The sequence below is a fragment of the Streptosporangium oxazolinicum genome (genome assembly GCF_039537505.1).
GTDB lineage: Bacteria > Actinomycetota > Actinomycetes > Streptosporangiales > Streptosporangiaceae > Streptosporangium > Streptosporangium oxazolinicum.
Genome location: NZ_BAABAQ010000002.1, coordinates 803,449 through 825,993, shown reverse-complemented (window position 1 = coordinate 825,993; position 22,545 = coordinate 803,449). Strand labels below are relative to the sequence as shown.

Genomic DNA, 22,545 nt, shown 5'->3' with positions numbered 1-22,545 from the left:
AACTCCCGTACAGGCTCACGTCAAGCCGTGCCACGGCACCGGCACGGACAGCGCGGTCCAGACTCCTATCGAGATCGACCGTTCGGTGGCGTGTCCTGGCACCGGGCCCGCGCTCGCCATCCACTACCCGCACAGTGTCGACGGGACGCTCCTCTTCCAGGACAAGCCCCCGCTGGACGAGGCGAGCGAGCACGACGACGTCAGGTTCGTCATCGGCACCGGCGGCACCCAGCCGTACATCACCTACGGTGGCCAGCGGTACAACCTGAACAACGTGCACTTCCACGGCCACGCCGAGCACAAGTTCGCGGGCCAGCCCTTCGCCCCCCTTGAGGCCCACTTCGTCCACGAGCGGGCGACCGGGCCGAAGGGGTACGTGGTCTTCTCGGTCCTCGTCGACGCCAAGACCTTCCAGGGCCTGTCCCAGCACGACCGCCTGATCAAGTCGCCCCCCGCTCTCGGCGAGTCCAAGAGCGTCCGCGGCGTCGACCTCAAGGCGCTGCTGCCCGACAGCCGCGCCACCTACCGCTACACCGGCTCCCTCACGACGCCGGACGAGACCGGTTCCTACTTCCAGCCGGTGAACTGGGTCGTCTTCAACCAGCACGCGAAGGCGCACCAGAACAACATCCAGTCGTACCGGTCCCTGTGGGGCCCGGAGGGCAACCACCGGGAACTCCAGGAGAACGACCCGGAGCCCAACATCTACTCGTACCACTGACGCGTTCCGGGTTCGCCCGGCTCCGTGACGACCACGCCGACCGAGGCACGCCTCGGTCGGCGTGGTCGTTTTCGCGTGCCCGGAGCGGCGAGACAGGGGCGAGGACGGTGGGCCGGACGCCGCTCGTCCCCTCGCGAGGTAGCGATCTTCGCCCTGGCCGCCCCCGTAAGGGATGCGTCAAAACGGGCATGGATTGTGTATATTTTCCGTTAACCAATATCACTCAGAGGAGGATTTATCGTGACGGCGTTCCCGTGCGTACTGTTCGACGAGGCACACAGCGAGTCGTGGACCATCCGGCGGGACGTCGCCGAGACGATGAATCCCGGCCATCCCGACGACAGCAGTTACGCGCGCGCGGCCGGGCTGCTGCGCGGGCTGGGGCACACCGTGGACGCGCACGTCGAGGGCCCGCTCACCCCGGGCCTGCTGGGCGCGCGGGACGTGCTGGTGATCGCGCACCCCTCCGCCGACCGGTGGGAGCGCACCACCGGGCTGGGCAGCCCGGTCCTCCCCGTCGAGGAGCTCGACGCGATCGAGGAGTACGTCGGAAACGGCGGCGGGCTGGTCGTGATGGCCGAGTACGAGCAGGAGAAGTACGGCAGCAACCTCACCGAGTTGCTCGCGCGCTTCGGCGTGGGTGTCGAGCACACCCTCGTCCGGGATCCCGGAAGCGCCCACAACGGCGTGGCCTCCTGGGTCCTGGGCACCCCCCGCGACGCCCCGGACGACCCCTGGGACGGGCAGGACCTGCTCGCCGGGGCCCGGCGCGCCTGTTTCTACCGGGCGGGGACGCTCACCGCCCCCGGCCACGCGACCGTCCTGTTCGCCACCTCGCCCACCGCGACCCCCGCGAACCGCCCGCTGGCGGTGGCCGTACGGCACGGGGCGGGCCGCGTCGTGGTGATCGCCGACTCCGACCTGTTCGGTGACGACTCGATCGGCGACTACGACCACGCCGCGCTCTGGGGCAACCTCGTCACCTGGGCCGCCCGCCTCCCCGCCGTCAAGAGCCCGGCCGCCGCGGGAGAGTCCGAGACCGGTGCCGAGATCGAGACCGATGCCGGGGCCCGCGCCGAGTTCCGGAGGCTCAAGGACGCCGTCGAGGCGCTCAGGCCATTGCAGGCCAAGGACGGCTCGGTCCCGGAGGAGAGTGACAAGCCCAGGGCCGCCGGGCTGGTCTCCGAGATCGCCGGGCACGTCGAGCGGCTCGCGCCGCGCTTCCCGCACGACGCCGCCTACCTGACCGCCGTCGTCGCCGACCTCCGGAAGTGGTCCGGCCAGGGGCTGGGCGTCCCCGACTTCCTCGACGCGCTCGACGCCTTCCACCCCGACACCCAGCGGGTGGACGGGCTGGAGCACCTCGTCGTCTTCCCGATGTACACCCAGAACGGCACCACCTCCCGCCACATCGAGGCCGTGTGGATCCGTACGATCTGGCCCGGGTGGCTCGCCGAGCTGGAGCGGACCGGCTACGACAACCCGATGTTCGTGCCGATCGCCTTCGAGGACTTCACCTCCGGCTACGACACCAACTCCGCGGTGCTCTTCCCCGAGACCGTCGCGGTCCGCGAGACCCCGGCCCGCTTCACCTGGGGCGGGATCTTCGCCGACCGGGAGGCCGCCAGGTTCCGCGCGGTGAGCGGTGCCGCCGCGGCCACGCTGAAGCTGGCGCTGCCGCCGGACGCGGCCAGGCTGATCGCGTCGCAGGAGCTGGCCCAGGACACCTTCGTGCTCTGGGACCTGATCCACGACCGCACCCACAGCCACGGCGACCTGCCGTTCGACCCCTTCATGATCAAGCAGCGCATGCCGTACTGGCTCTACTCCCTGGAGGAGCTCCGCTGCGACCTGACCGCGTTCGGCGAGGCCGTGAAGCTGGAGCGGGAGGGCGTGCCGCACGCCCGCTACGTCCAGCTGGCGATCCTGTTCGACCGGCTGTTCCGCTTCCCGATCACCGGTGACCGGGTCCGCAACTACGACGGCCTGGGCGGGCAGCTGCTCTTCTCGTACCTGCACCGCAACGACGTCGTCCGGTGGACCGACAACCGGCTGAGCGTCGACTGGGACCGGCTCGCCGGGGGCGTCGCGGACCTGCGGGGCGAGGTCGAGAAGCTCTACCGGGACGGCATCGACCGCTCCAAGCTCGCCCACTGGCTCGCCGCCCACCAGCTGGTCGCCGCCTACGTCGAGCCGAACCCCGCCTCGGTCTGGGCGCGCGGGGCGGGTGCCCTGCCCGTCGAGGGATTCCCCAAGGCCGTGGTGGACGCCGTGTTGCCCGACGAGTTCCCGCTGAGCATGTTCTACGAGGCCCTGCGCCGTAAGCTCGGCGATGTCGTCGACTCCACGAAGGGCATCCGAGCATGATCATCCTTGTCACCGGCGCGGGCGGTCCCGCCGGCCAGGCCGTCGTCCGCAGGTTCACCGGCGAGGGCCACACGGTGATCGGCGTCGACAGGAGCGGCGCCGAGGGGACCCTCGCGGTCGACCTGCTCGACACCGACGCCGTCGCGAGGCTCGCCTGGGAGGTGGAGGCCGAGTACGGCAGGGTGGACGGGATCGTGCACCTGGTCGGCGGCTGGCGCGGGTCCAAGACCTTCGCCGAGACGTCGCTGGAGGACTGGGCGCTCCTGCACGACCTGCTGATCCGTACCCTCCAGCACGTCACGCTCGCCTTCGAGTCGCTGCTCAGGGCGAGCGAGCGCGGCCGGTTCGCCATCGTCTCCGCGAAGGCGGCCGAGCGTCCCACCCAGGGCAACGCGGCGTACGGCACGGCCAAGGCCGCCTCCGAGGCGTGGACCCTCGCCTTCGCCGACGCGCTGGAGGGCACCGCCTCCACCGCGAACATCCTGGTCGTCAAGGCGCTCGTGCACGAGGGCATGCGCGCGGCGAACCCCGAGCGGACGTTCCCCGGCTTCACCGACGTCGACGACCTCGCCGAGGCGATCGACGACCTGTGGAAGTCCGACGCGAACGGCACCCGGATCGACCTCACCGCCACGAAGGGGGAGACCGCGTGACGGACGCCATCCGCAGGCACGACCCGCTGGTGAGGGGCTTCGCCAGCGACAACTACGCCGGGGTCCACCCGGAGATCCTCCAGGCGATCGCGCTCGCCAACGGGGGCCACCAGACCGCGTACGGCGACGACGTCTACACCGCCGCGCTGCAGGAGGTCTTCGGCGGGCACTTCGGCCCGGCCGCGCGGGTGTGGCCGGTGTTCAACGGCACCGGCGCCAACGTGGTCGCGCTCCGCTCGATGACCGCCCACTGGGAGGCGGTGGTCTGCGCGGAGTCGGCGCACATCCACACCGACGAGGGCGGCGCCCCCGAGCGGTCGGCGGGGCTCAAGCTGCTGCCGGTCGCCACCCCGGACGGCAAGCTCACCCCCGAGCTGATCGACAGGCAGGCGTGGGGCTTCGGCGACGAGCACCGGGCACAGCCCAAAGTCGTGTCGATCACGCAGAGCACCGAGCTGGGCACGCTCTACACGCCGGAGGAGATCGGGGCGATCTGCGACCACGCCCACGAGCTCGGCATGGTCGTCCACCTCGACGGCGCCCGCGCGACCAACGCCGCCGCCGCGCTGGACGTGCCGCTGCGCGCGTTCACCACCGACGTGGGCGTGGACGTGCTGTCCTTCGGCGGGACCAAGGCCGGTCTGATGTTCGGCGAGGCCGTCGTGGTGCTCAACCCCGGTGCCGTGCGCGGCCTGCGCTACCTGCGCAAGAGCGCCATGCAGCTCGCCTCCAAGATGCGGTTCGTCTCGGTGCAGTTCGAGGCGCTGCTCGCGGGCGACCTGTGGCTGCGCAACGCCCGCAACGCCAACGCGATGGCCCTGCGGCTCGCCGACGCCGTGCGGGACGTGCCCGGGGTGGAGATCTCGCGCCCCGTGCGGGCCAACGCGGTCTTCGCGATCCTGCCCGGGGACGTGACCGAGCGCCTGCAGAAGCGCTTCCGGTTCTACACCTGGAACGAGGCGACCGGCGAGGTCCGCTGGATGACCGCGTTCGACACCACCGAGGCCGACGTGGACGCGTTCGCCGCCGCCGTGGCCCAGGAGCTGGGCTCACCGGCGTGAGCGAGCCCGGCCCGGGTCCGTGGCGGATCCACGCCGGTCTCGCCGCTCCGGAGCGTTCCCGTACGACCGGCGCGGGGGCGGCCGGGCCTCAGTTCTTGTGACCCGTCTCGTGCTCGTACGCGGTCAGCTGCTGTTCGAGGGCCTTCATCAGCTCGAACACCTGGCTCGGGGGGATGCGGATCCGGCTGACGATCCGGGTCGGCACGCTCACGAAGTGCTGCCCCGAGGAGGGGTCGTTGGCGAGCTGGGGCGGTCTGGTGATCACCGCGAAGTCCAGGACGAAACCATCCTGGGTGTGCCACACAGAGGCGAAGTTGGCGTACTGCCCCATTTCCACCTCGGCGGAGATGCTCACCTCCAGGCGGTTCTCCGGCTCGTCGTTCACCATTCTCTTTCCTCCGGCCAGGTTGGCTCCATGCTGCCCTGGCCGGAGACCGGCCACACAGGGACGCGCCGACGCCATTAAAGGATGGAAGGCAGTCGCTGGGCGCCGCGCTGCCGCAACATGTCGGTCATCAACTCGATCTCGCCCGTCTGACCGTCGACGATGTGCTGTGCCATGGTGGCCACCTCTTCACGGTCGGACAGTTTCAGCAGACCTCTGCCCATCTGCACGCCGCCCTCGTGATGGCGGATCATGAGTTGGAGGAAGAGGACCTCCTGGTCCTTGCCTGTGGCCTCGCGGAGCCTTTCGAGCTCGGCCTCACTTGCCATACCGGGCATCGCGGCGGGCGCGTCCGGTGTTACAGCGTGACCGCCGCCGCCGTGACCGGTCATCCACGCCATGGCGGGACGCTCGCTCGACGAGGTGAGGCCCCACTGCTGCAGCCAGCCCGTGAAAATACCGCGCTGGGCCGTCTGCGTGACGATGATGTCGTAGGCCAGCCGCCGGAGCGCGTCGTCCTGACTCCCGTCCCTGGCGATGAAGGACATCTCGACGGCCTGCGCGTGGTGGACGGACATGTCGCGGGCGAAACCCGCCTCCGCCGAGGCGTCCGTCGGGGTGGCCGTCCTCCCCATCACCAGCAGCAACACGACCGCCGTGACCAGGCAGCCGAGCAGCACGCCGACCACCACGCCACGCCTGGACTTCGCGCTATTTTCCACCGAGGTTTCCATTACCAGCCCAGAGTACCCACTGTCGTGAATCGTCGCTGTATCACGCGTTGTCATCCCCTTATTCTCCACATACGGCGGTAGGGCATAGGGTGACCCGAAGTTGTTTGCCGGCTGGAGGGTTGATGACCAAGGAAAAGGCGCAGGCGAGGCGTGAGCACCTCACCCGTATGCGTGAGGAGCAGAAGCGCAAGGAGCGCAGGGCGGCGTTCCTGATGTGGGGTGCCGGAGGTGCCGTCGTCGTTCTGCTGGTCGCGGTCGTCGCCTTCTACCTGGTCAACGAGCGGGCCGCGACCTCACTGGACAGCGTCGCCACCACGAAGTACACCGGTAGCCAGCACACCCAGACCAAGGTGACGTACAAGGAGACCCCGCCGATGGGCGGTGAGCACAACCCGGCCTGGCAGAACTGCGGCATCTACGAGCAGCCGATCAACAACGAGAACGCCGTCCACTCCATGGAGCACGGCGCCGTGTGGATCACCTACCAGCCGGACCTTCCCAAGGCGGAGCTGGACACGCTGAGGGAACTGGCCGCCAAGGACTACATGCTCCTGAGCCCGTACCCGGGGCTGCCCTCCAAGGTCGTGGCCAGTTCCTGGAACAACCAGCTCAAGCTGAACAGCGCGACCGACGGGCGCCTGGCCAGGTTCATCACCAAGTACAAGAACGGCCCGGGTACCCCCGAGCTCGGCGCGTCCTGCAGCGGGGGCGTGGGCACCACCACCGCGGAGGCGCCCATCCCGGCGACCGCGCCCAGCCAGCCGCCGGCCGCCCCCGACGCGTCCACGGCTCCCAGCGACGCCCCGGCCACCGACGCTCCCGCCACCGACGCCCCGGCCACCGACGCCCCGGCTCCCAGTGGCACCCCGGCGCCCTGATCGGCCGGTACCGACGCCGGTGACGCCGTCCTGACGAGGCGTCCCGGCCGTCGAACCCGCCAGGGCCTGTTTTGTCGCCGTAGCGAGGATCCACAAAACAGGCCCTAAGCCCGCAGGATTTGTTCCAGGGGCACCGCCTCCAGCCCGTGAGCCTCGGCCACGGGCCGGTTGGTCAGGTGCCCCTCGTGCGTGTTGAGGCCCGCCGCCAGCGCCGGATCCCTCCGGAGGGCCTCCCGCCAGCCCAGCTGGGCGATCGAGAGGGCGTAGGGGACGGTCACGTTGGTCAGCGCGTACGTCGAGGTGTGCGGGACCGCGCCCGGCATGTTGGCCACGCAGTAGAACACCGAGTCGTGCACCCGGTACGTCGGGTTGTCGTGGGTGGTGGGCCGGGAGTCCTCGAAGCAGCCGCCCTGGTCGATGGAGATGTCCACCAGGACCGACCCCGGCCTCATCCGCGAGACCAGCGCGTTGTCGACCAGCTTGGGCGCCCTCGCGCCCGGTATCAGCACCGCGCCGATGACCAGGTCCGCGTTCAGCACCGCCCGCTCGATCTCGTACGTGGAGGAGGCGATGGTCCTGCAGTGGCCCTTGTAGATCATGTCCGCCTGGCGGAGCCTGTCGATGTCGCGGTCCAGCAGCAGCACCTCCGCCTGCATGCCGAGCGCGATGACCGCGGCGTTCATGCCGGACACCCCGGCGCCGATCACGACCACGCTGGCCGGGTGCACCCCCGACACCCCGCCCATCAGCACGCCGCGCCCGCCCCCCGGCCGCATCAGGTGGTACGCCCCCACCTGGGGCGCGAGCCGTCCGGCCACCTCCGACATGGGGGCCAGCAGCGGCAGGGAGCCGTTCGCGTTCTGCACGGTCTCGTAGGCGATGCCGGTGACCCCTCCCTCCAGCATGGCCCGGGTGCACGCCTGCGAGGCGGCCAGGTGCAGGTAGGTGAAGAGCACCTGGCCCTTGCGCATCCGGTGGTACTCCTCGGGGACCGGCTCCTTGACCTTCAGGACCAGCTCGCCCTCGGCCCACACGTCGTCGGCCGAGTCCAGGATGGTCGCGCCGACCTCCTGGAAGTCGGCGTCGGGAATGGAGGACCCCCTCCCGGCGTCTTTCTCGACGAAGACCTCATGACCGTGCCGGACGAACTCGTGGACCCCCGCGGGGGTCAGCGCCACGCGGTACTCGTGGTTCTTGACCTCGCGGGGAACGGAGATCTTCACGGCTCCTCCAGGGTGGGCGCGTGTCCTTTTCTTCACTGTGCGTTCCCCGAAAGAGAGTCATCACGCGCAAGGAGGCAGGAATGGGGGCGGAGTCGATGACATTCCGTCAGCGGGCGTCGGCATCCGGCCTGCCGGGGAGCGGCGTGACGTGCGGGGTTACCGGCTCCCCCCGCCGATCGGTAGGCTCGCCGCGAACGGACGCGAGGAATACGGGGATATGACGATGGGGATGCACGCGGGGCAGGGTGGGCCGCCCGTACCGCAGGGACCTCCAGGAGGGCCTGACGACCCCTCTGACGCGTCGTGGTCCTCGTCCGGCTCCTATGACGCCTTCACGCCGCCGGGGCGCTCTGACGCCACGCCCGGACGCCACGCCCGAAACCCGAGGAAACCGGTCGAAGACCCCCTCGGCGGTCCCGGTGGTCCCGACGGCCTCGGTGAACCAGGTCGTGGCGATCGAGGTTTCGGCGGCCCCGGTGGGTCCGGCTTCGACGCTTTCGGGGGATCCGGTGCCGGTGCCGGTGGTTCTGGCTTCGATGCCTTTGGTGGATCCGGAGCCGGTGGTTCGGATTCAAGCGCCTTTGGGGGGCCCGGCCCTGATCCCGGTGGTTCCCGCTTCGACGCTTTCGGGCGTCCCGGTCCCAGCCCCGCCGAGCCTGACGTCAGTGCTTTCGGCGGATCCGCTACCGTCCCCGGCCCCGGTGGTTCCGGTTTCGACGCCTTCGGCCGTCCCGGTGCCGGTTCCAGTCTCGGTTCCGGGGGTTCCGGGGGTTCCGACTTCGACGCTTTCGGCACCGGGCGTTCCGGTGCCGACGCTTTCGGCCCCGACGCTTTCGGCCCTGGCGGTGTGAGAGCCGGCGATCCCGGCTCCGACGACCTGGGTCCCGGCGGTGCGAGGTTCGGCGATCCGGGGCCGATCGACTCCGCCTTCGGGGGACCGGCCTCCGATATCCCGGTTCCCGAGGGGCCCGGTGTCCCGCCTCCCGCCGAGCCGGGAGCGGACGGGCCGGGGAAGGGGGCACCCGGGCCCGGCGGGAGGCGGGCCGGAGAGCCGCCGGACGGGGAGCCCAGGGCGAGCCGGGTCACCACCGCGATCCTGGTGAGCACCCTGGTCGTCGTCGTGCTGATCACCGGCGTGCTCGGCACCATCGCGGTGCTCATGACCCGCAACCCCGACATGCCGCTCGGCGGCGCGCCGCCCAGGCGGCTGGCGGTTCCCATCCACTTCGCCCCGGTGACCGAGGCGAAGGCCGGAGCCTGCACGGTCGCGGAGACCTACCCCGACGACGCCGGGCAGAACTGCTACTCGGTCGCCGCCGGGGTCACCGTGAACGCCGTGCGGAAGATCGAGGCGATCCAGGAGAAGAGCGGCGCCTACTCGGTCAGGATCGCGTTCGCGCCCGCCTTCCGCGAGCAGATCAACGACCTGACCGCGGAAGCGGTCAACGAGGACGACCCGGTCAGGCAGCAGATTGCCATCGTCGTGGGACAGAAGGTGGTGGCGGCCCCCAGGGTCGCCCAGGCGATCACCGACGACAGCCTCAGCATCGCCGGGTCCTTCACCAAGGAGCAGGCGGACACGATGGTCGTGAAGCTGCTCGGCACCGGCGGCGCCGTCGTCCCGCAGCCGTCGGACGGCGCGCAGCCGAGCGCGTCGGTCTTCGTCCCGTCGGACAACCCGGTCGCGACCCCTCCGGCCACCCAGCCCACGACCCCTCCGGCGAACCAGCCGGTGACCCCTCCGCCCACGGCCGGAGCGCCCACCGGAAACCCGGCCGCCACGAACACCGGGGGAGCCGACCAGAACCGCCCGGCGAACACCACCGGGGACACCTCGGGGAACGCGTCCGGCGAGGGCACCGACCGCAGGTTTCCCACGTGCAAGGCCGCGCAGGAGAACGGATACGGCCCCTACACCCGGGGCACCCACGAGGAGTACCAGTGGTACATCGACGGGGACGGGGACGGTGTCGCCTGCGAGCGGGATGACGTCGGCTGACATCGGCTGACACGGCCCCCTCGGCTCCCGGTCAGTTCTCCAGGGCGATGTCGTGCGGGCGGATGGGCACCCGGGGCAGCCGCAGGCCGGTGGCGGCCCGTACGGCGGCGGCCACCGCGGGGGTGGACGAGAGCGTGGGCGGCTCGCCCGCGCCGCGCAGGCCGTACGGGGCGTTCGGGTCGGGATTCTCCATGATCGACAGCCGCATGGGCGGCATGTCGAGGATGGTGGGGATCAGGTAGTCGGTGAACGACGGGTTGAGCACCAGCCCGTCGCGGACCTGGATCTCCTCCATGAGCGCCAGCCCCAGCCCCTGGGCGGAGCCGCCGTGGATCTGCCCCTCCAGCGCCAGCGGGTTCATGATCTTACCCACGTCCTGGACGGCCGCCAGCTCCACCACCTTGACCAGGCCGAGCTCCACGTCCACGTCCACCACGGCCCGGTGGACGCACAGGGCGAGCTGGGTGTGCGAGTTTCCCTGCCCGGTGACCGGGTCCAGGGGGAAGGTGGGCCGGTGCCGGTACTCCCTGGTCTCCTCCACCGCCCCGGCCCGTTCCAGCGCCTCGACCAGTGACGACCCGTCGCTCGTCAGCTTCGCCAGCCGCTCCCGTACGGCCTCGCAGGCCGCCCGGACCGCGCCGCCGGTGACGTACGACTGGCGCGACGCCGACGAGGACCCGGCGGAGCCGACCGACGTGTCCGCCCGCGCGACCGTCACCGCGTCGATCCCCAGCTCGGTCCTGGCGATCTGCTCCTGGACCATCAGCAGGCCCTGCCCCACCTCGGCCGCCGCCGTGTGCACCAGGACGTGCGGCTCGCCGCCGATCAGCTCCACCCGCACCCTGGCGGTGGAGTGGTCGTCGAAGCCCTCGGAGAAGCAGATGTTCTTGATGCCCACGCCGTACCCGACACCGCGCCGCACCCCCTCGCCGTGGGTGGTCTGCGAGACGCCGCCGGGCATGCCCAGCAGGTCCGGGGCTCCCGTGGCGCCCGTGACGTCCGGTGCGGCGGGCAGCGGCATCGCGGCGAGCTCCCTGAGCATCTCGGCCAGCGGCGCGGGCGAGTCGATCACCTGCCCGGTGGCGAGCGTCGACCCCTGGGAGACCGCGTTGCGGATCCTGACCTCGACCGGGGAGATCCCGCACGCCTCGGCGAGCCTGTCCATCTGCGACTCGTACGCGTAGCAGGCCTGTACCGCGCCGAAGCCGCGCATCGCGCCGCAGGGCGGGTTGTTGGTGTAGACGCCGTAGGCGTCGATCCACACGTTGTCCACCTCGTAGGGGCCCACCCCCAGAGAGGCCGCGTTGCCGACCACTGCGGGAGAGGTGGAGCAGTAGGCGCCGCCGTCCAGGAGGATCTCCGCCCTGACGTAGAGCAGCCTGCCGTCGCGGGTGGCGCCGTGCTCGTAGCGCATCCGGGCCGGGTGGCGGTGGACGTGGCCGTAGAAGGACTCCTCGCGGTTGTAGACGATCTTCACGGGGCGGCCCGTACGCAGGGCCAGCATGCACGCGTGGACCTGCATGGACAGGTCCTCGCGGGCGCCGAACGCCCCGCCCACCCCGGCCAGCGAGAGTCGTACCATCTCCTCGGGCAGTCCCAGGCACGGCGCGATCTGCTCCCGGTCGGCGTGCAGCCACTGCGTGGCGATGTACAGGTCCACCCCGCCGTCCTCGGCCGGTACGGCGAGCCCGGACTCGGGGCCGAGGAAGGCCTGGTCCTGCATGCCGACCTCGTACTCGCCGGTGACGACCACGGGGGCCTCGAAGGTGGAGCCGACCCGGATCGGCTGGTGGCGAAGCACGTTGCCGCGCTCGTGGACCGCCGGGCAGGAGGCGTCGAAGGCGGCCCGGCGCGGGTCGGTGACGGCCTCGCGGACCTCGTACTCCACGACGATCGCCTCGGCCGCCCGCCTGGCGCGCTCGGGGTGGTCGGCGGCGACCAGCGCGACCGGCTCGCCCTGGTAGCGGACCTGGTCGACGGCGAGCACCGGCTGGTCCCTGTGGTCCAGGCCGTAGAACTTCGCGCCCGGCACGTCCTCGTGGGTGAGCACCGCGTACACGCCGGGCATGGCCAGCGCGGGACCGATGTCGATCGAGCGGATCCACGCCGACGGGTGCGGGCTGCGGAGGGTGACCCCCCAGATCATGTCCGCCAGGTACAGGTCCGAGGAGTAGGCGAACTCGCCCGTCACCTTCAGCGTCCCGTCGGGACGCAGGACGCTCTCGCCGACGCCTCGGTGCTGCCGCGTTTCGATGCCGCTCATCACAGCAGTACATCAGCCGGGCCCGGAACCGGACATGGCAGAGGCGACGAAACACCGGGTGGGCCGCTCGGCAACTGTTGCGGACCGGCGGGCCGCTCCCGAGGTGCCCGGCCGCTACGGGCGCGCCCGGCAGGCCGTGACCGGCGTCGCGGACGCGGTCAGGATCGTCGCCTCCTCCTCCGTCAGCCTCTCCACCACCGGGTTCCCCACCGCGCGGGCGGTGGAGAGGGAGAGCTCCAGGTAGGCGGCGGCCCGGTCCGTCTCGCCGAGGAGGCGCGAGGAGCGGGCCAGGCCGAGCAGCAGGTACGGCTCGGCGACCTTGAGCTTCACGGCACGGGCGCAGCCGAGGCCGTCCTCGAACGAGCTCCTGGCCGACTCGGGGTCTCCCCGGTCGAGGTGGAGGCGGCCGAGCTTCTCGTGCACGGACGTCTCCTGGTACCGGTTGCCGTCCCGGCGGCACCTGGACAGGGCCTCCTCCAGCACCGCCAGCGCCTGGCCGGTACGGCGCATGCCGTGGTACGCCGAGCCGATCATGGTGAGGGCGAAGTGCTCGCCGGACACGTGACCGGCCTGCATCGTGACCTTCCGCTGCGCCTCACCGCAGCGGAGGGCCTTCTCGTAGCGGCCCAGTTCGAGATAGTTCGTGGCGAGACTTCCCAACGCCTTCTGCTCGCCGTGCAGGTCGGACAGCCGCCGGGAAAGGACCAGCTGCCGCCGGATGTGGTTCTGGGCCTCCTCGAGGCGGCCGACCATGTTCAGGGCGCTGCCGAGGTGGTTGTGCGCGTTCGCCTCGATGCGGTGGTCGTTCAGCCGCCGCCCGACCGACAGCGCCCGCCGGTTGAGCGACTGGAGCCGGGCGGGGAGACCCGCGTGCTGGAGGTGCCAGAAGAGCGCGAAGGCCAGGGCCGCCCCGAGGCGCGCGATCCGCTCCCCGGGGGCGCCCATCGCCTGGGAGGCGGCGGACACGAGGTTGGCCTGCTCCCGGTCGAGCCAGTCGCGGGCCTGCCGGCCCGAGCCGAGTGGCAAAAGGCCCGCGCCGAGCTCCAGGTCCGTCGGTACGGTGCGGGGATAACCGCACAGCTTCACGGCCAGGAGGGTCGTCCGGAGATAGAGGCTCAGCGCCCGGTCCAGCGCGGCGTCACGCTCGCCCTCCGTCTCCTCGTGGGTGACCCGCTCCTTGGCGAACAGCCGCACCAGGTCGTGCAGCCGGTATCTTCCCGGCTTGTCCATCTCCGAGAGATGCGCGTCGACCAGCCGTTCCATGGCGTGCTCCGCCGTCTCCACGGGGACGTCGAGCAGGGCGCCCACGAGGTGCGCCGTCACGTCGGCCGTCCGCAGCACGCCGAGCGCGCGCAGCGCGCGGGCGGCCGTCCGGTCGAGGTGGTGGTCGCTGCCGGCGAGCATCTCGTAGCTGACCGCCAGGCTGGATCTCACCGCGAGATCGCCCGCCGACAGCTCCCGCAGCCGCCCACGCTCGTCCTCCAGCCGGCTCACCAGGTCGGCCACGTTCCAGCGCGGCCGGTTCGCCAGCCGGGCTCCCGCGATGCCGACGGCGAGCGGCAGGTCCCCGCAGAGGTCGATCAGGCGCGTCGTCGCCCGGGGGTCCTCGGCGGCCCGCTCCGCCCCGATCAGCTTCGTGAGCATCGCGGAGGACTCGGCCCGCCGCATCCCGGAGATCGGTACGCGGGCGCAGTCGTCGAGCAGGGTGAAGCTCTCCCGGCTGGTCGTCAGGATCGCGTTGCCCATCGGCACGGACAGCAGCGGGCGGATCTGGGCCAGGTCCGCGGCGTCGTCCAGCACGACGAGGATCTCGCGGCCGTCGAGCTCGCCGCGCCACAGGGCCGCGGCCTCGTCGACGTCGGCGGGGACGGCGTGCGGGGGCGTGCCGAGGTCACGCAGGAACCTGCCGAGCACCTCGATCGGCCGGAGCCGCCGCATGCCCGGCGTCGCCCCGCGCAGGTTCACGTACAGCTGCCCGCCGGGGAAGCGGTCGCGGACCAGGTGCGCGGCCCGGACCGCGAGGGTCGACTTGCCGGATCCGGGCGCTCCGGTGATCGCGACGACGTGATGGGGCGGGGTGCCGTCGCGGGGGGAGAGCAGCGCCTCCAGCCGCGCGAGCTCCTCCGCGCGCCCGACGAAGTCGACGGGGTCGCGTGGCAGCTGGCGGGCCACCTTCGTCCTCACGGCCGTACGGCGCCGCGAGTCAGGGAATCTCCGCTCGCGGGCGTCCGGCTCGGGATCGGGGGAGGGCCCCGGGGAGGGGAGGGGCGCCGAGGGCGGGCCCAGCAGGGGGTCGGCGCGCAGGATCAGCTCGTGGCACCTGCGGAGGCTCTCGTGCGGCTGGGCGCCGGACTCCTCCATGAGCAGGCGCCGGGTCTCCCGGTAGACCCTCAGGGCCTCCGCCCGCCGGTCGCAGCGGTAGAGAGCGATCATGTACAGCTCGCGGAGCCGCTCGCGCAGCGGGTGCTCGGAGGTGAGCAGGACCAGCCGGGCGGCGGCCTCCTGGGGACGCCCGAGCAGGAGCAGCAGGTCCGCGTGCAACTCCAGCGCGGTCAGGCGCAGCCCGCCCAGCCGGTGCCGCTCGAACTCGGCGAACGGGCCGGGAACCCCGCTCAGGCAGGTGCCCCGCCACAGTTCCGCGGCCCCGTCCAGGAGGCGCATGGAGGTCTCGTACGCCTTCTCCGCGTGCGCCTTCCCTGCCTGGTCAAGACGCCGCTCGAACAGCAGGGCGTCCACCCGCTCCGGCGCGAGGCGCAGCGAGTATCCGCCGGAGACGGAGACCAGCACCTCCGAGGGCCCGCGCGGATCCCGGCCGGGGTCCAGGGCTCTGCGCAGCCCGGACACGTAGGTGTAGACGCTCTGCCCGGCCGTCTTCGGCGGGCTCTCTCCCCACACCCCGTCGATCAGCCTGTCCTTGGTGACCACCTGCCCGGCGTTGATCGCCAGGACGCAGAGGACGGCCTGCTGCCTGGGCTCTCCCAGGTCGAGCCGCCGCGCGCCCCTCCGGCCGGTCACGGGTCCCAGGATGTCAATGCCGAGCCTCCCCGCAGGGAGGTCCTCTCCGGTGGGGGCGGTGGCGTGCGTCTCGTCCATCGGACCTCCACGCGGTCGGGCATGGCGCAGCGAAGTCGTGGAGAAGACACTAGCCGACGAGTTCGTGACGCGGGATTTCCCGCGAACCGCCCGCTCCGTCGCGGTGTCGAGGGGGCGGCGTACGGTGCGGGAGGGCGGTCCCGGCCGTCGCCCTCCCTTCTCGTCCGCCACCCTCCCGAGGCCATTCCCGGAATGGTTTCCCAGACCGGGGAACCCCTCTCCGGCGGGCGTTCCGCGACGGGGGAGTCGGGCGAGGAGGGAGGACCGCGCGCCGGTGCGGGAGGGGCGGGATCCGGGGGGAAACCAGGGCGGAGACGGGCACGCGAGCGGATCGCGCCCGCGGGCCCCCTCGGGCGGATCATGCTTTTCCGGCTTTCTCGACGGGCGGGCCGCATTCCCGGTTTTCCGCGAACCGCCTTGGCCGAAAGCTTTCTTTACGCCCACGACAAAAAGACGGCCCGCCTTCTGAGAATCAGGCTGACCGCTTCAGGACATTGACTTGATAGTGGATTAATTCAATGTATTTTCTCAGGTAATGGCTGGTTCAAAAGCGGGACCGCCGGAGGACGGCGCCGGCGACACGGGATCCGTGGACCGACCGGCCTGCGGACCGGTCGGCGACGGAGGGTGGACGGAGACGGTATGACGCCGACGAGAGAGGCCGGGCGGCCGTCACCGGAACCCTCGACCCGGGTCGCGTGGCCCGCGAACCGTGACCTGCGATGAAGCCGTACGTACGGAGCGCGAACCATACGCGTGTGTTCTTCCGGCCGGGATCCCCCGTGAAGGACAACGACCTTCACGGAAGGGTTCGGATCCCGGCGCGGCCGCGATCGGTGACACCCAATCCGGGGGCGCGGACGCCCCGGTGTTCAGCTGTCCCGCCTCGCCGGAGCGTGCATGACGGACGCCTGCACGCTCACGCCGGTGCGATCGTACCGGTTCCGCCGGATGGAGCCGCTCACTGGCTGAAAGCTCTCCACTGGGGCGGGCGGGGTTCTTTGTGTTCCTTGTCCTCGCGGTGGCCTGAGCCGCCGCTCAGTCCGCGTGACCCCAGCCCAGGTTGGCCTGGGCGACGTTCGCCTGCAAAGAATACTTGCCGGTGTCCTTCTGGGGGGCAGACGAATCAGCACTCTCGGTCGTAACATTGCTAGTGACGGCAAAAGTGGCCGTAAATAGCATGGCGAGGGCAGACAAGGCAAGACGTCGGCGCACGGGGAGACTCCTGTCGTAGGTTCTGCTGCTCAAATGATATCTTTCAAGGGGTAACGTGACTGGTCAAGACTTGGTGGGGCAGCGCATCAAAACCGTCCGTCGGCAACGTGGTCTTTCTCAGGCGCAGCTCGCTCATCCAGAACTGTCGGACAGTTACGTCTCTCTCATCGAGAGTGGCAAGCGTACTCCGACACCCGCCGTGTTGGAGCTCCTCGCCGAAAAACTCGACTGCTCCCTGACCTATCTGATCAACGGTGTCACGGCCGAGCAGATGCAGGAGATCGAGCTCGCGCTGAGCTACGCGCAGATGGCCCTGAACAACGGCGAGGTCGTCGAGGCGCGCACCCGCTACGCCGAGCTCCTCGCCGACAGCGGCCTGGCGGGCCTGCCCCAGATGCGGCAGGACGTCGAGTACGGCCTGGCCCTCGCGACCGAGGCCTGCGGCGATCTGGACCAGGCGATCGTCCTGCTCAACGGGCTGCGCGAGAACGACGAGGCGGCCACGAGCCCCGAGCGTCACGTCGCGGTCGCCGTCGCGCTCTCGCGCTGCTACCGCGAGAAGGGGGACCTGGCGCGGGCGATGCAGGTCCCCGAGCAGATCCTCACCGGCCCGGTCCGGCCCGCCTGGACCGACGGCCTGATGAGACTGGGCGGCCAGCTCCTCGCCGCCTACATCGACCGCGGCGACCTGCTCCGGGCCCGCCAGTTCGCCGGTGAGCTGATCGCCGCCGCCGAGCTCCTCGCCAGCCCGCAGGCGCTCACCCTGGCACACTGGGAAGCCGCGATCGCCGCCGTCGAGGCCGGTTACGCCGACGAGGCGGTCACGCACGTCGAGCGCGCCCTCGCCATCCAGTCCGAGTACGGCGACCCGCGCCGGCTGGCCCGGCTGCGCAGCGACTACGCCCAGGTCCTGCTGATCGTCCGGCCCATGGAGGCCAAGACCTGGCGCGACGTGCTGCTGAAGGCGGAGAAGGAGCTCGCGGAGAGCTCCGCCAGCTCGATCGACAAGATGCGCTGCGCGATGAACCTCGTCCGGGTGGAGCTGCTGCTCGCCCAGCCCGAGCGGGCCGAGGAGCACATGCGCTTCGTCTGCGACCTGCTCGACGGCATGCCCAAGGTCCTCCAGGCGGAGGCCCGGCTGCTGCACGGCGAGACCCTCGCGGCGCTGGGCATGCAGGCGGACGCCTCGCGGGAGCTGCTCGCCGGGGCCGAATGCCTGGGGCAGGCGCCGGAGACCCGCTTCACCGCCCACGCCTGGCTGACCGCGGCCCGGGTTCTGGAGCGGATCGACGAGCCCGACCGGAGCGTCGACGCCTACAAGCGGGCGATGGCCTGCGTCGGACTGTAGATCGAGAGGGCGGGGGCGACTCGCGCCGGGCCGTGGAACGGACAGGGGGGTCGAGACCGCGCGGTCGCGTCGGTAGCCTTGTGGTTGCCATGAAGACTTCCCCTGTCGCGGTCGCCCTCGCGCTTCTCGCCGCCCTCGTTCTCGGCACGGCCTTCGCCTCGCCCGCCCTCGCCCACGACCGGCTCAAGAGCAGTGACCCGGCCAAGGGAGCGAAGGTCGAGAGCCTGGAGGAGGTGAAGCTGACGTTCAGCGCCACGGTGCGCTTCCCGAACGTCGTCGTGCGTTCCGGAGACGAGACCCACCAGGACGGCAAGCCCGCCGTCGACGGCCCCGTGGTGACCCAGAAGGTCAAGGGAGATCTCCCTCCCGGCGAGTACGTCATCGCCTACCGCGTGGTCTCCTCCGACGGCCACCCGATCGAGGGGGAGATCCCCTTCACCCTGCTCGGCTCCGCCGATCCCTCCCCGTCGCCCTCCACGGCGTCTCCCGAGCCCACCGGGAGCACGGCCGCCGGGAGCGACCCGGCCGCGAGCACACCGGCCGCGAGCACGCCGATCGCCACGCTTAGCCCGGCCGCCGCGGCCGGGGAGTCCGGGGAACCGGGCTCCTCGGGAGGCGTGCCAGGCTGGATGTGGATCGTCGTCGGCGGCCTGACCGGCATCGGCATCGGCCTGTTCTTCAGCATGCGCGGCAGGAAGCGGTCATGAGCAAACCCGTGCGGACCGCGCAGGCGGCACAGGTCGAGGCGCCGGAGAACGGCCGGGCCGTGAAGCTCGCCCTCGCGGGCGCGGCGGCGGCCGTCGCCGCCCTGGTGATCGCCATGATCGCCGGAGGTGCCGCGAGCCCGCGCATCATCCCCGGCCTGCCCGACCAGGGCTCCTTCACCCGCTGGGGTCTGCCGCTGGCGAAGCTGGCGATGGACGCGGCGGGCGTGCTCACCGTCGGCACGCTCCTGGCCGCCGCGTTCCTGCTCCCCAACGACAAGGGCCTGCTGGGCAAATCCGCCCTCGGCTACGTCAAGGCCGCCTCCTGGATCGCCCTCGTCTGGGCCGGGGCCGCCGCCGCCACGATGGTGTTCAGCCTCTCGGAGGCGCTCGGGCTGCCGGTGGCCGACGTGCTCGGCGGCGACGAGCTCACCAGCTTCGCCAGCCAGGTCTCCCAGGGCATCGCGCTCACCCTGGTCGTGCTGTTCTCGGTCGCGATCGCGCTCTTCGCCCGTGGTGCGATCACCGCCGGCGCGGCCGGCGGCCTGCTGGTCCTCGCCCTGGCCACCATGCTCCCGCCCGCGCTGACCGGCCACTCCGCCTCCTCGCCCAACCACGACCTGGCCACCACGGGCGTCGCCGTCCACCTGGTCGTCCTCGCGCTCTGGGTGGGCGGCCTCGGCGTGCTCTGCGTGCACGCGCTGCGCCGTCAGCCGCACCTGGAGATCGCCGCCGCCCGGTTCTCGGCCCTGGCGCTGTGGTGCTTCGTCGGGGTGGGGCTGTCCGGCCTGTTCAGCGTGATGGCCAGGCTCAGCGCGCTCTCGGAGCTGTTCACCTCCGCCTACGGCCTGCTGCTGCTGGCCAAGACCGTCGCGTTCGCGCTGCTCGGCGCCGTCGGCTGGTGGCACCGCAGGCGGACCCTGCCGCTGCTCGCGGCGGGCGGGTCCGGTACGTTCCTCCGCTTCGCCACCGGCGAGATCGTCGTCATGTTCGCGGCCGTCGGGCTCGCCGTCGCGCTGTCCCGCACCGCGCCGCCCCCGGCGGTCCTGCCCGTCGATCGGGCCTTCGAGGTGCTCGGCTACACCATGCCGCCGGAGATCTCGCTCGCCAACCTGGCCTCGCTGTGGTGGTTCGACCTGTTCTCCGGCACGCTCATCGCCCTGCTGGCCGGCCTCTACCTCGCCGGTGTCGTCCGGCTCGCCCGGCGCGGCGACGCCTGGTCCAAGGGCCGCACGGCCGCCTGGTTCACCGGCGTGCTGATCCTGCTGATCGCCACCCAGAGCGGCGTCGCCCGCTACGCCAAGGTGCTGTTCAGCGCGCACATGGCCGAGCACATGACGCTGTCGATGATGGTGCCGATCTTCCTCGTGCTCGGCGCGCCCGTCACCCTGGCCCTGCGCGCCCTGCGGCCCGCCGCCCGCAGGGGCGACCGGGGGCCCCGGGAGTGGCTGACGACGATCCTGCACAGCAGGTTCGTCCGCTTCATCGCCCATCCGGCGATCGCCACCGCGATCTTCATCGTCTCCACCTACGCGCTGTACTTCACGCCGTTGTTCGCCGCCGCGATGGAGGAGCACCTCGGCCACATCGTGATGACGGTGCACTTCCTGCTCAGCGGCACCCTGTTCTTCTGGGTGATCATCGGCGTCGATCCCGCCCCCTACCGGCTGCCGCACGTGGCCCGGCTCATCCTGCTGTTCGTGACCATGCCGTTCCACGCGTTCTTCGGCATCGCGCTGATGAGCATGACCACCGTGCTGGCCTCCGACTGGTACGACCAGCTCGGCCGCACCTGGGGCGCGTCCGCGGTCGAGGACCAGCAGACCGGTGGCGCCATCGCCTGGGCGTTCGGCGAGATCCCGACCCTCGTGGTGCTCCTCGCGCTGGCCTTCCAGTGGTGGCGCGACGACGATCGCGTGGCCCGCCGCGCCGATCGCCGCGCCGACGCCGCCGCGGCCCGCGACGGCGGCAGTGGTGACGCCCAGCTCGACGCCTATAATGACTACCTGGCCAAACTCAACAGGCGAGACGGCGCGGAGTAGCCGGACAGCTACGGCCTTCTATCTTCGAGCCCCCTCAGGGATACCTCCCGGTAGCCTGTATTTCAGGGGGCTCGTGCTCACCGCAGCGGGTGCAGCGCTTCGTCATCGCGCGCCACGCCCAGCCACCATCCGGTCGGGGGGCCGGTGGCTGCAATGTGCATCAGGAAGGTTGAGCAGTGTCCGAGGAAGTGCGCGTACGTGAGGGCAGGAGCCGGAGCCTGGCCCAGGCGCTCGAAGAGCATCTCACCGAATGGGCCGAGCGCACCGGGATCATCGTCGAGATCTGGGCACTGCCCGCCCAGGACGTCCCGTCCAGGGTCGCCAGAGCCGTGCTGGCCGCGCTCGGGGAGGCGCTGGCCAACGTCGAGCGGCACAGCCGTGCCCGCGTCGTCTCCGTCGCCGTCACCTTCGGGCGTGCCGGCCTGCGGATGACGGTGAGTGACAACGGTGTCGGCTTCTTCGGGGAGGCGGAGGGCCGGGGGGTCGCCGCCATGCGCGCCCACTTCGAACAGCTCGGCGGTACGCTCGGCGTCAACGGCGTTCCCGGCGAGGGAACCACCGTCACCGGCGTGGTGCCCCGCCAGGACTAGCCGCGACCTGACGGTCACCGACGGGAGCGGCGCGGGGAGGGCAGCGGATCCCGCGGTCGACCCGGAGCGGGGTCTCGGGTCGTCGTCCCAGGTCAGGGGCGTCCGGTCGTCGCCCAGTCGTCACCCAGGGGGAGGGATCCCGGGCCGGGGCTCAGGGAAGTGTCAGGATCTCGTGGCCGGTCTCGGTCACCAGGATGGTGTGCTCGAACTGGGCGGTCCGCATGCGGTCCTTGGTGACGGCGGTCCAGCCGTCGGGCCAGATGTCGTAGTCGATGGTGCCGAGCGTCAGCATGGGCTCGATCGTGAACGTCATGCCCGGCTCCAGCGTGACCGCGAGTGACGGGTCGTCGTAGTGGGGGACGATCAGGCCCGAGTGGAACGTGGTGCCGATGCCGTGGCCGGTGAAGTCGCGGACCACGCCGTAGCCGAACCGCTTGGCGTAGGCCTCGATCACGCGACCGGCCACGTTGAGCTGGCGGCCGGGGGCGATGGCCTTGATGGCGCGGTTGGTGGCCTCGCGGGTGCGCTCGACCAGCAGGCGCGACTCCTCGTCCACGTCGCCGACCAGGAAGGTGGCGTCGGTGTCGCCGTGCACGCCGCCGATGAAGGCGGTGATGTCGATGTTGACGATGTCGCCGTCGCGCAGCACGGTGTCGTCGGGGATGCCGTGGCAGATCACCTCGTTGATCGAGGTGCACAGCGACTTGGGGTATCCCCGGTAGCCGAGCGTGCTGGGATAGGCGCCCCGGTCGCAGAGGAACTCGTGGCCGATCCGGTCGAGCTCGTCGGTGGTGACGCCGGGTGCCACGTGCCTGCCGACCTCTTCGAGCGCCTGGGCCGCCAGCTTGCCCGCGACCCGCATGCGCTCGATGATCTCGGGGGTCTTGACGTCGGCCTCACCGGTCTTCGGGGATTTCCTCCCGACGTACTCCGGCCGCTGGATGTGAGAGGGCACCTTGCGGAGGGGAGAGATCCGTCCGGGCTGGAGCAGTGTCGTCATGGTCCGACAGTCTAGTTGTGCTTCTCCCTGGGCAGGATTGCCGCATGAGTGACCAATGGTGGTTCTGCCTGACGCACATGGCCGTCGAACCCGACGAGGGGTGCCCGAACAAGGACCGGATGGGGCCGTACCCGACGCGCGAGGCCGCGGCCGACGCGCTGAAGACCGCGGCCGACAGGAACGAGGAGTGGAAGAGGGGCGACCGCGCCTGGGACGGGGACGACTGAGGTCACCGGCCGGTCGCCGGCCGTCCACGACGGCGTACGCGC

17 protein-coding genes are annotated in these 22,545 nt (G+C 71.2%); 11 read left to right on the top strand and 6 right to left on the bottom strand.

The genetic code is table 11. The features are described from left to right. The first annotated feature begins 85 nt into the window (after positions 1 to 85). The 4 genes from ABD817_RS08610 to ABD817_RS08595 all read left to right on the top strand — a co-directional run bounded on the left by ABD817_RS08610 (position 86) and on the right by ABD817_RS08595 (position 4,802). Positions 86 to 721: a carbonic anhydrase family protein gene (locus tag ABD817_RS08610; RefSeq protein ID WP_344916809.1), complete on the top strand. Its 636-nt coding sequence runs from the start codon at positions 86 to 88 to the stop codon at positions 719 to 721. Between the two features lie 240 nt (positions 722 to 961). Further along, the gene (locus ABD817_RS08605; protein ID WP_344916808.1) at positions 962 to 3,088 is read left to right on the top strand and encodes a DUF6421 family protein; all 2,127 of its coding nucleotides are present in this window, start codon (positions 962 to 964) and stop codon (positions 3,086 to 3,088) included. Then, on the top strand, positions 3,085 to 3,741 hold the full coding sequence (locus ABD817_RS08600; RefSeq protein WP_344916807.1) for an SDR family NAD(P)-dependent oxidoreductase: 657 nt from the start codon (positions 3,085 to 3,087) through the stop codon (positions 3,739 to 3,741). Before ABD817_RS08605 ends, ABD817_RS08600 begins: the two co-directional genes overlap by 4 nt. Further along, positions 3,738 to 4,802, top strand: a complete 1,065-nt coding sequence (locus ABD817_RS08595) for a threonine aldolase family protein (RefSeq protein WP_344916806.1) — start codon at positions 3,738 to 3,740, stop codon at positions 4,800 to 4,802. The genes ABD817_RS08600 and ABD817_RS08595 overlap by 4 nt, the downstream gene beginning before the upstream one ends. An 88-nt stretch (positions 4,803 to 4,890) precedes the next feature. Here ABD817_RS08595 and ABD817_RS08590 read toward each other — a convergent pair whose 3' ends face one another. Next, positions 4,891 to 5,190, bottom strand: coding sequence for a DUF3467 domain-containing protein (locus tag ABD817_RS08590; RefSeq protein ID WP_329092600.1), 300 nt, complete (start codon positions 5,188 to 5,190; stop codon positions 4,891 to 4,893). Between the two features lie 74 nt (positions 5,191 to 5,264). Next, on the bottom strand, positions 5,265 to 5,909 hold the full coding sequence (locus tag ABD817_RS08585) for a DUF305 domain-containing protein (protein WP_344916803.1): 645 nt from the start codon (positions 5,907 to 5,909) through the stop codon (positions 5,265 to 5,267). Between the two features lie 134 nt (positions 5,910 to 6,043). Between ABD817_RS08585 and ABD817_RS08580 the strand changes: the two genes are divergently transcribed. Continuing rightward, a complete protein-coding gene (locus tag ABD817_RS08580) occupies positions 6,044 to 6,799 on the top strand; it encodes a thioredoxin-like domain-containing protein (protein ID WP_344916801.1) in 756 nt (251 codons plus the stop codon). A 104-nt stretch (positions 6,800 to 6,903) separates the two neighbouring features. Here ABD817_RS08580 and ald read toward each other — a convergent pair whose 3' ends face one another. Next, positions 6,904 to 8,022: an alanine dehydrogenase gene (gene ald, locus ABD817_RS08575; RefSeq protein ID WP_344916799.1), complete on the bottom strand. Its 1,119-nt coding sequence runs from the start codon at positions 8,020 to 8,022 to the stop codon at positions 6,904 to 6,906. 847 nt (positions 8,023 to 8,869) lie between these two features. Here ald and ABD817_RS08570 point away from each other — a divergent pair. Next, positions 8,870 to 10,021 (top strand): excalibur calcium-binding domain-containing protein, encoded by a 1,152-nt coding sequence (locus ABD817_RS08570; protein WP_344916796.1) that lies wholly within the window; start codon positions 8,870 to 8,872, stop codon positions 10,019 to 10,021. Positions 10,022 to 10,052: 31 nt separating this feature from the next. Here the strand turns inward: ABD817_RS08570 and ABD817_RS08565 are convergent, their stop codons facing one another. Both ABD817_RS08565 and ABD817_RS08560 read right to left on the bottom strand, forming a co-directional pair. Further along, on the bottom strand, positions 10,053 to 12,284 hold the full coding sequence (locus tag ABD817_RS08565; RefSeq protein WP_344916794.1) for a xanthine dehydrogenase family protein molybdopterin-binding subunit: 2,232 nt from the start codon (positions 12,282 to 12,284) through the stop codon (positions 10,053 to 10,055). A gap of 114 nt (positions 12,285 to 12,398) precedes the next feature. After that, on the bottom strand, positions 12,399 to 15,377 hold the full coding sequence (locus ABD817_RS08560; RefSeq protein WP_344916792.1) for an AfsR/SARP family transcriptional regulator: 2,979 nt from the start codon (positions 15,375 to 15,377) through the stop codon (positions 12,399 to 12,401). A 1,270-nt stretch (positions 15,378 to 16,647) separates the two neighbouring features. On the opposite strand from ABD817_RS08560, the gene ABD817_RS08555 reads away from it, so the two are divergent. The 4 genes from ABD817_RS08555 (at position 16,648) to ABD817_RS08540 (ending at position 21,276) form a co-directional block, all read left to right on the top strand. After that, complete coding sequence (locus tag ABD817_RS08555) at positions 16,648 to 17,940, top strand: helix-turn-helix domain-containing protein (RefSeq protein ID WP_344916790.1); 1,293 nt, start codon at positions 16,648 to 16,650, stop codon at positions 17,938 to 17,940. Between the two features lie 89 nt (positions 17,941 to 18,029). Beyond that, positions 18,030 to 18,647 carry a copper resistance CopC family protein gene (locus ABD817_RS08550; protein ID WP_344916788.1) on the top strand — a complete coding sequence of 206 codons (618 nt, stop codon included), beginning with the start codon at positions 18,030 to 18,032 and terminating at the stop codon, positions 18,645 to 18,647. Further along, positions 18,644 to 20,686, top strand: coding sequence for a bifunctional copper resistance protein CopD/cytochrome c oxidase assembly protein (locus tag ABD817_RS08545; RefSeq protein WP_344916786.1), 2,043 nt, complete (start codon positions 18,644 to 18,646; stop codon positions 20,684 to 20,686). The genes ABD817_RS08550 and ABD817_RS08545 overlap by 4 nt, the downstream gene beginning before the upstream one ends. A 176-nt stretch (positions 20,687 to 20,862) precedes the next feature. After that, positions 20,863 to 21,276 carry a sensor histidine kinase gene (locus ABD817_RS08540; RefSeq protein ID WP_344916784.1) on the top strand — a complete coding sequence of 138 codons (414 nt, stop codon included), beginning with the start codon at positions 20,863 to 20,865 and terminating at the stop codon, positions 21,274 to 21,276. Positions 21,277 to 21,427: 151 nt separating this feature from the next. On the opposite strand, the gene map is transcribed toward ABD817_RS08540, so the two are convergent. Beyond that, positions 21,428 to 22,276 carry a type I methionyl aminopeptidase gene (gene map, locus ABD817_RS08535; RefSeq protein ID WP_344916782.1) on the bottom strand — a complete coding sequence of 283 codons (849 nt, stop codon included), beginning with the start codon at positions 22,274 to 22,276 and terminating at the stop codon, positions 21,428 to 21,430. Between the two features lie 44 nt (positions 22,277 to 22,320). Here map and ABD817_RS08530 point away from each other — a divergent pair, with 44 nt between their 5' ends. Beyond that, complete coding sequence (locus ABD817_RS08530) at positions 22,321 to 22,503, top strand: hypothetical protein (protein ID WP_344916780.1); 183 nt, start codon at positions 22,321 to 22,323, stop codon at positions 22,501 to 22,503. The last annotated feature ends 42 nt before the right edge of the window (positions 22,504 to 22,545 follow it).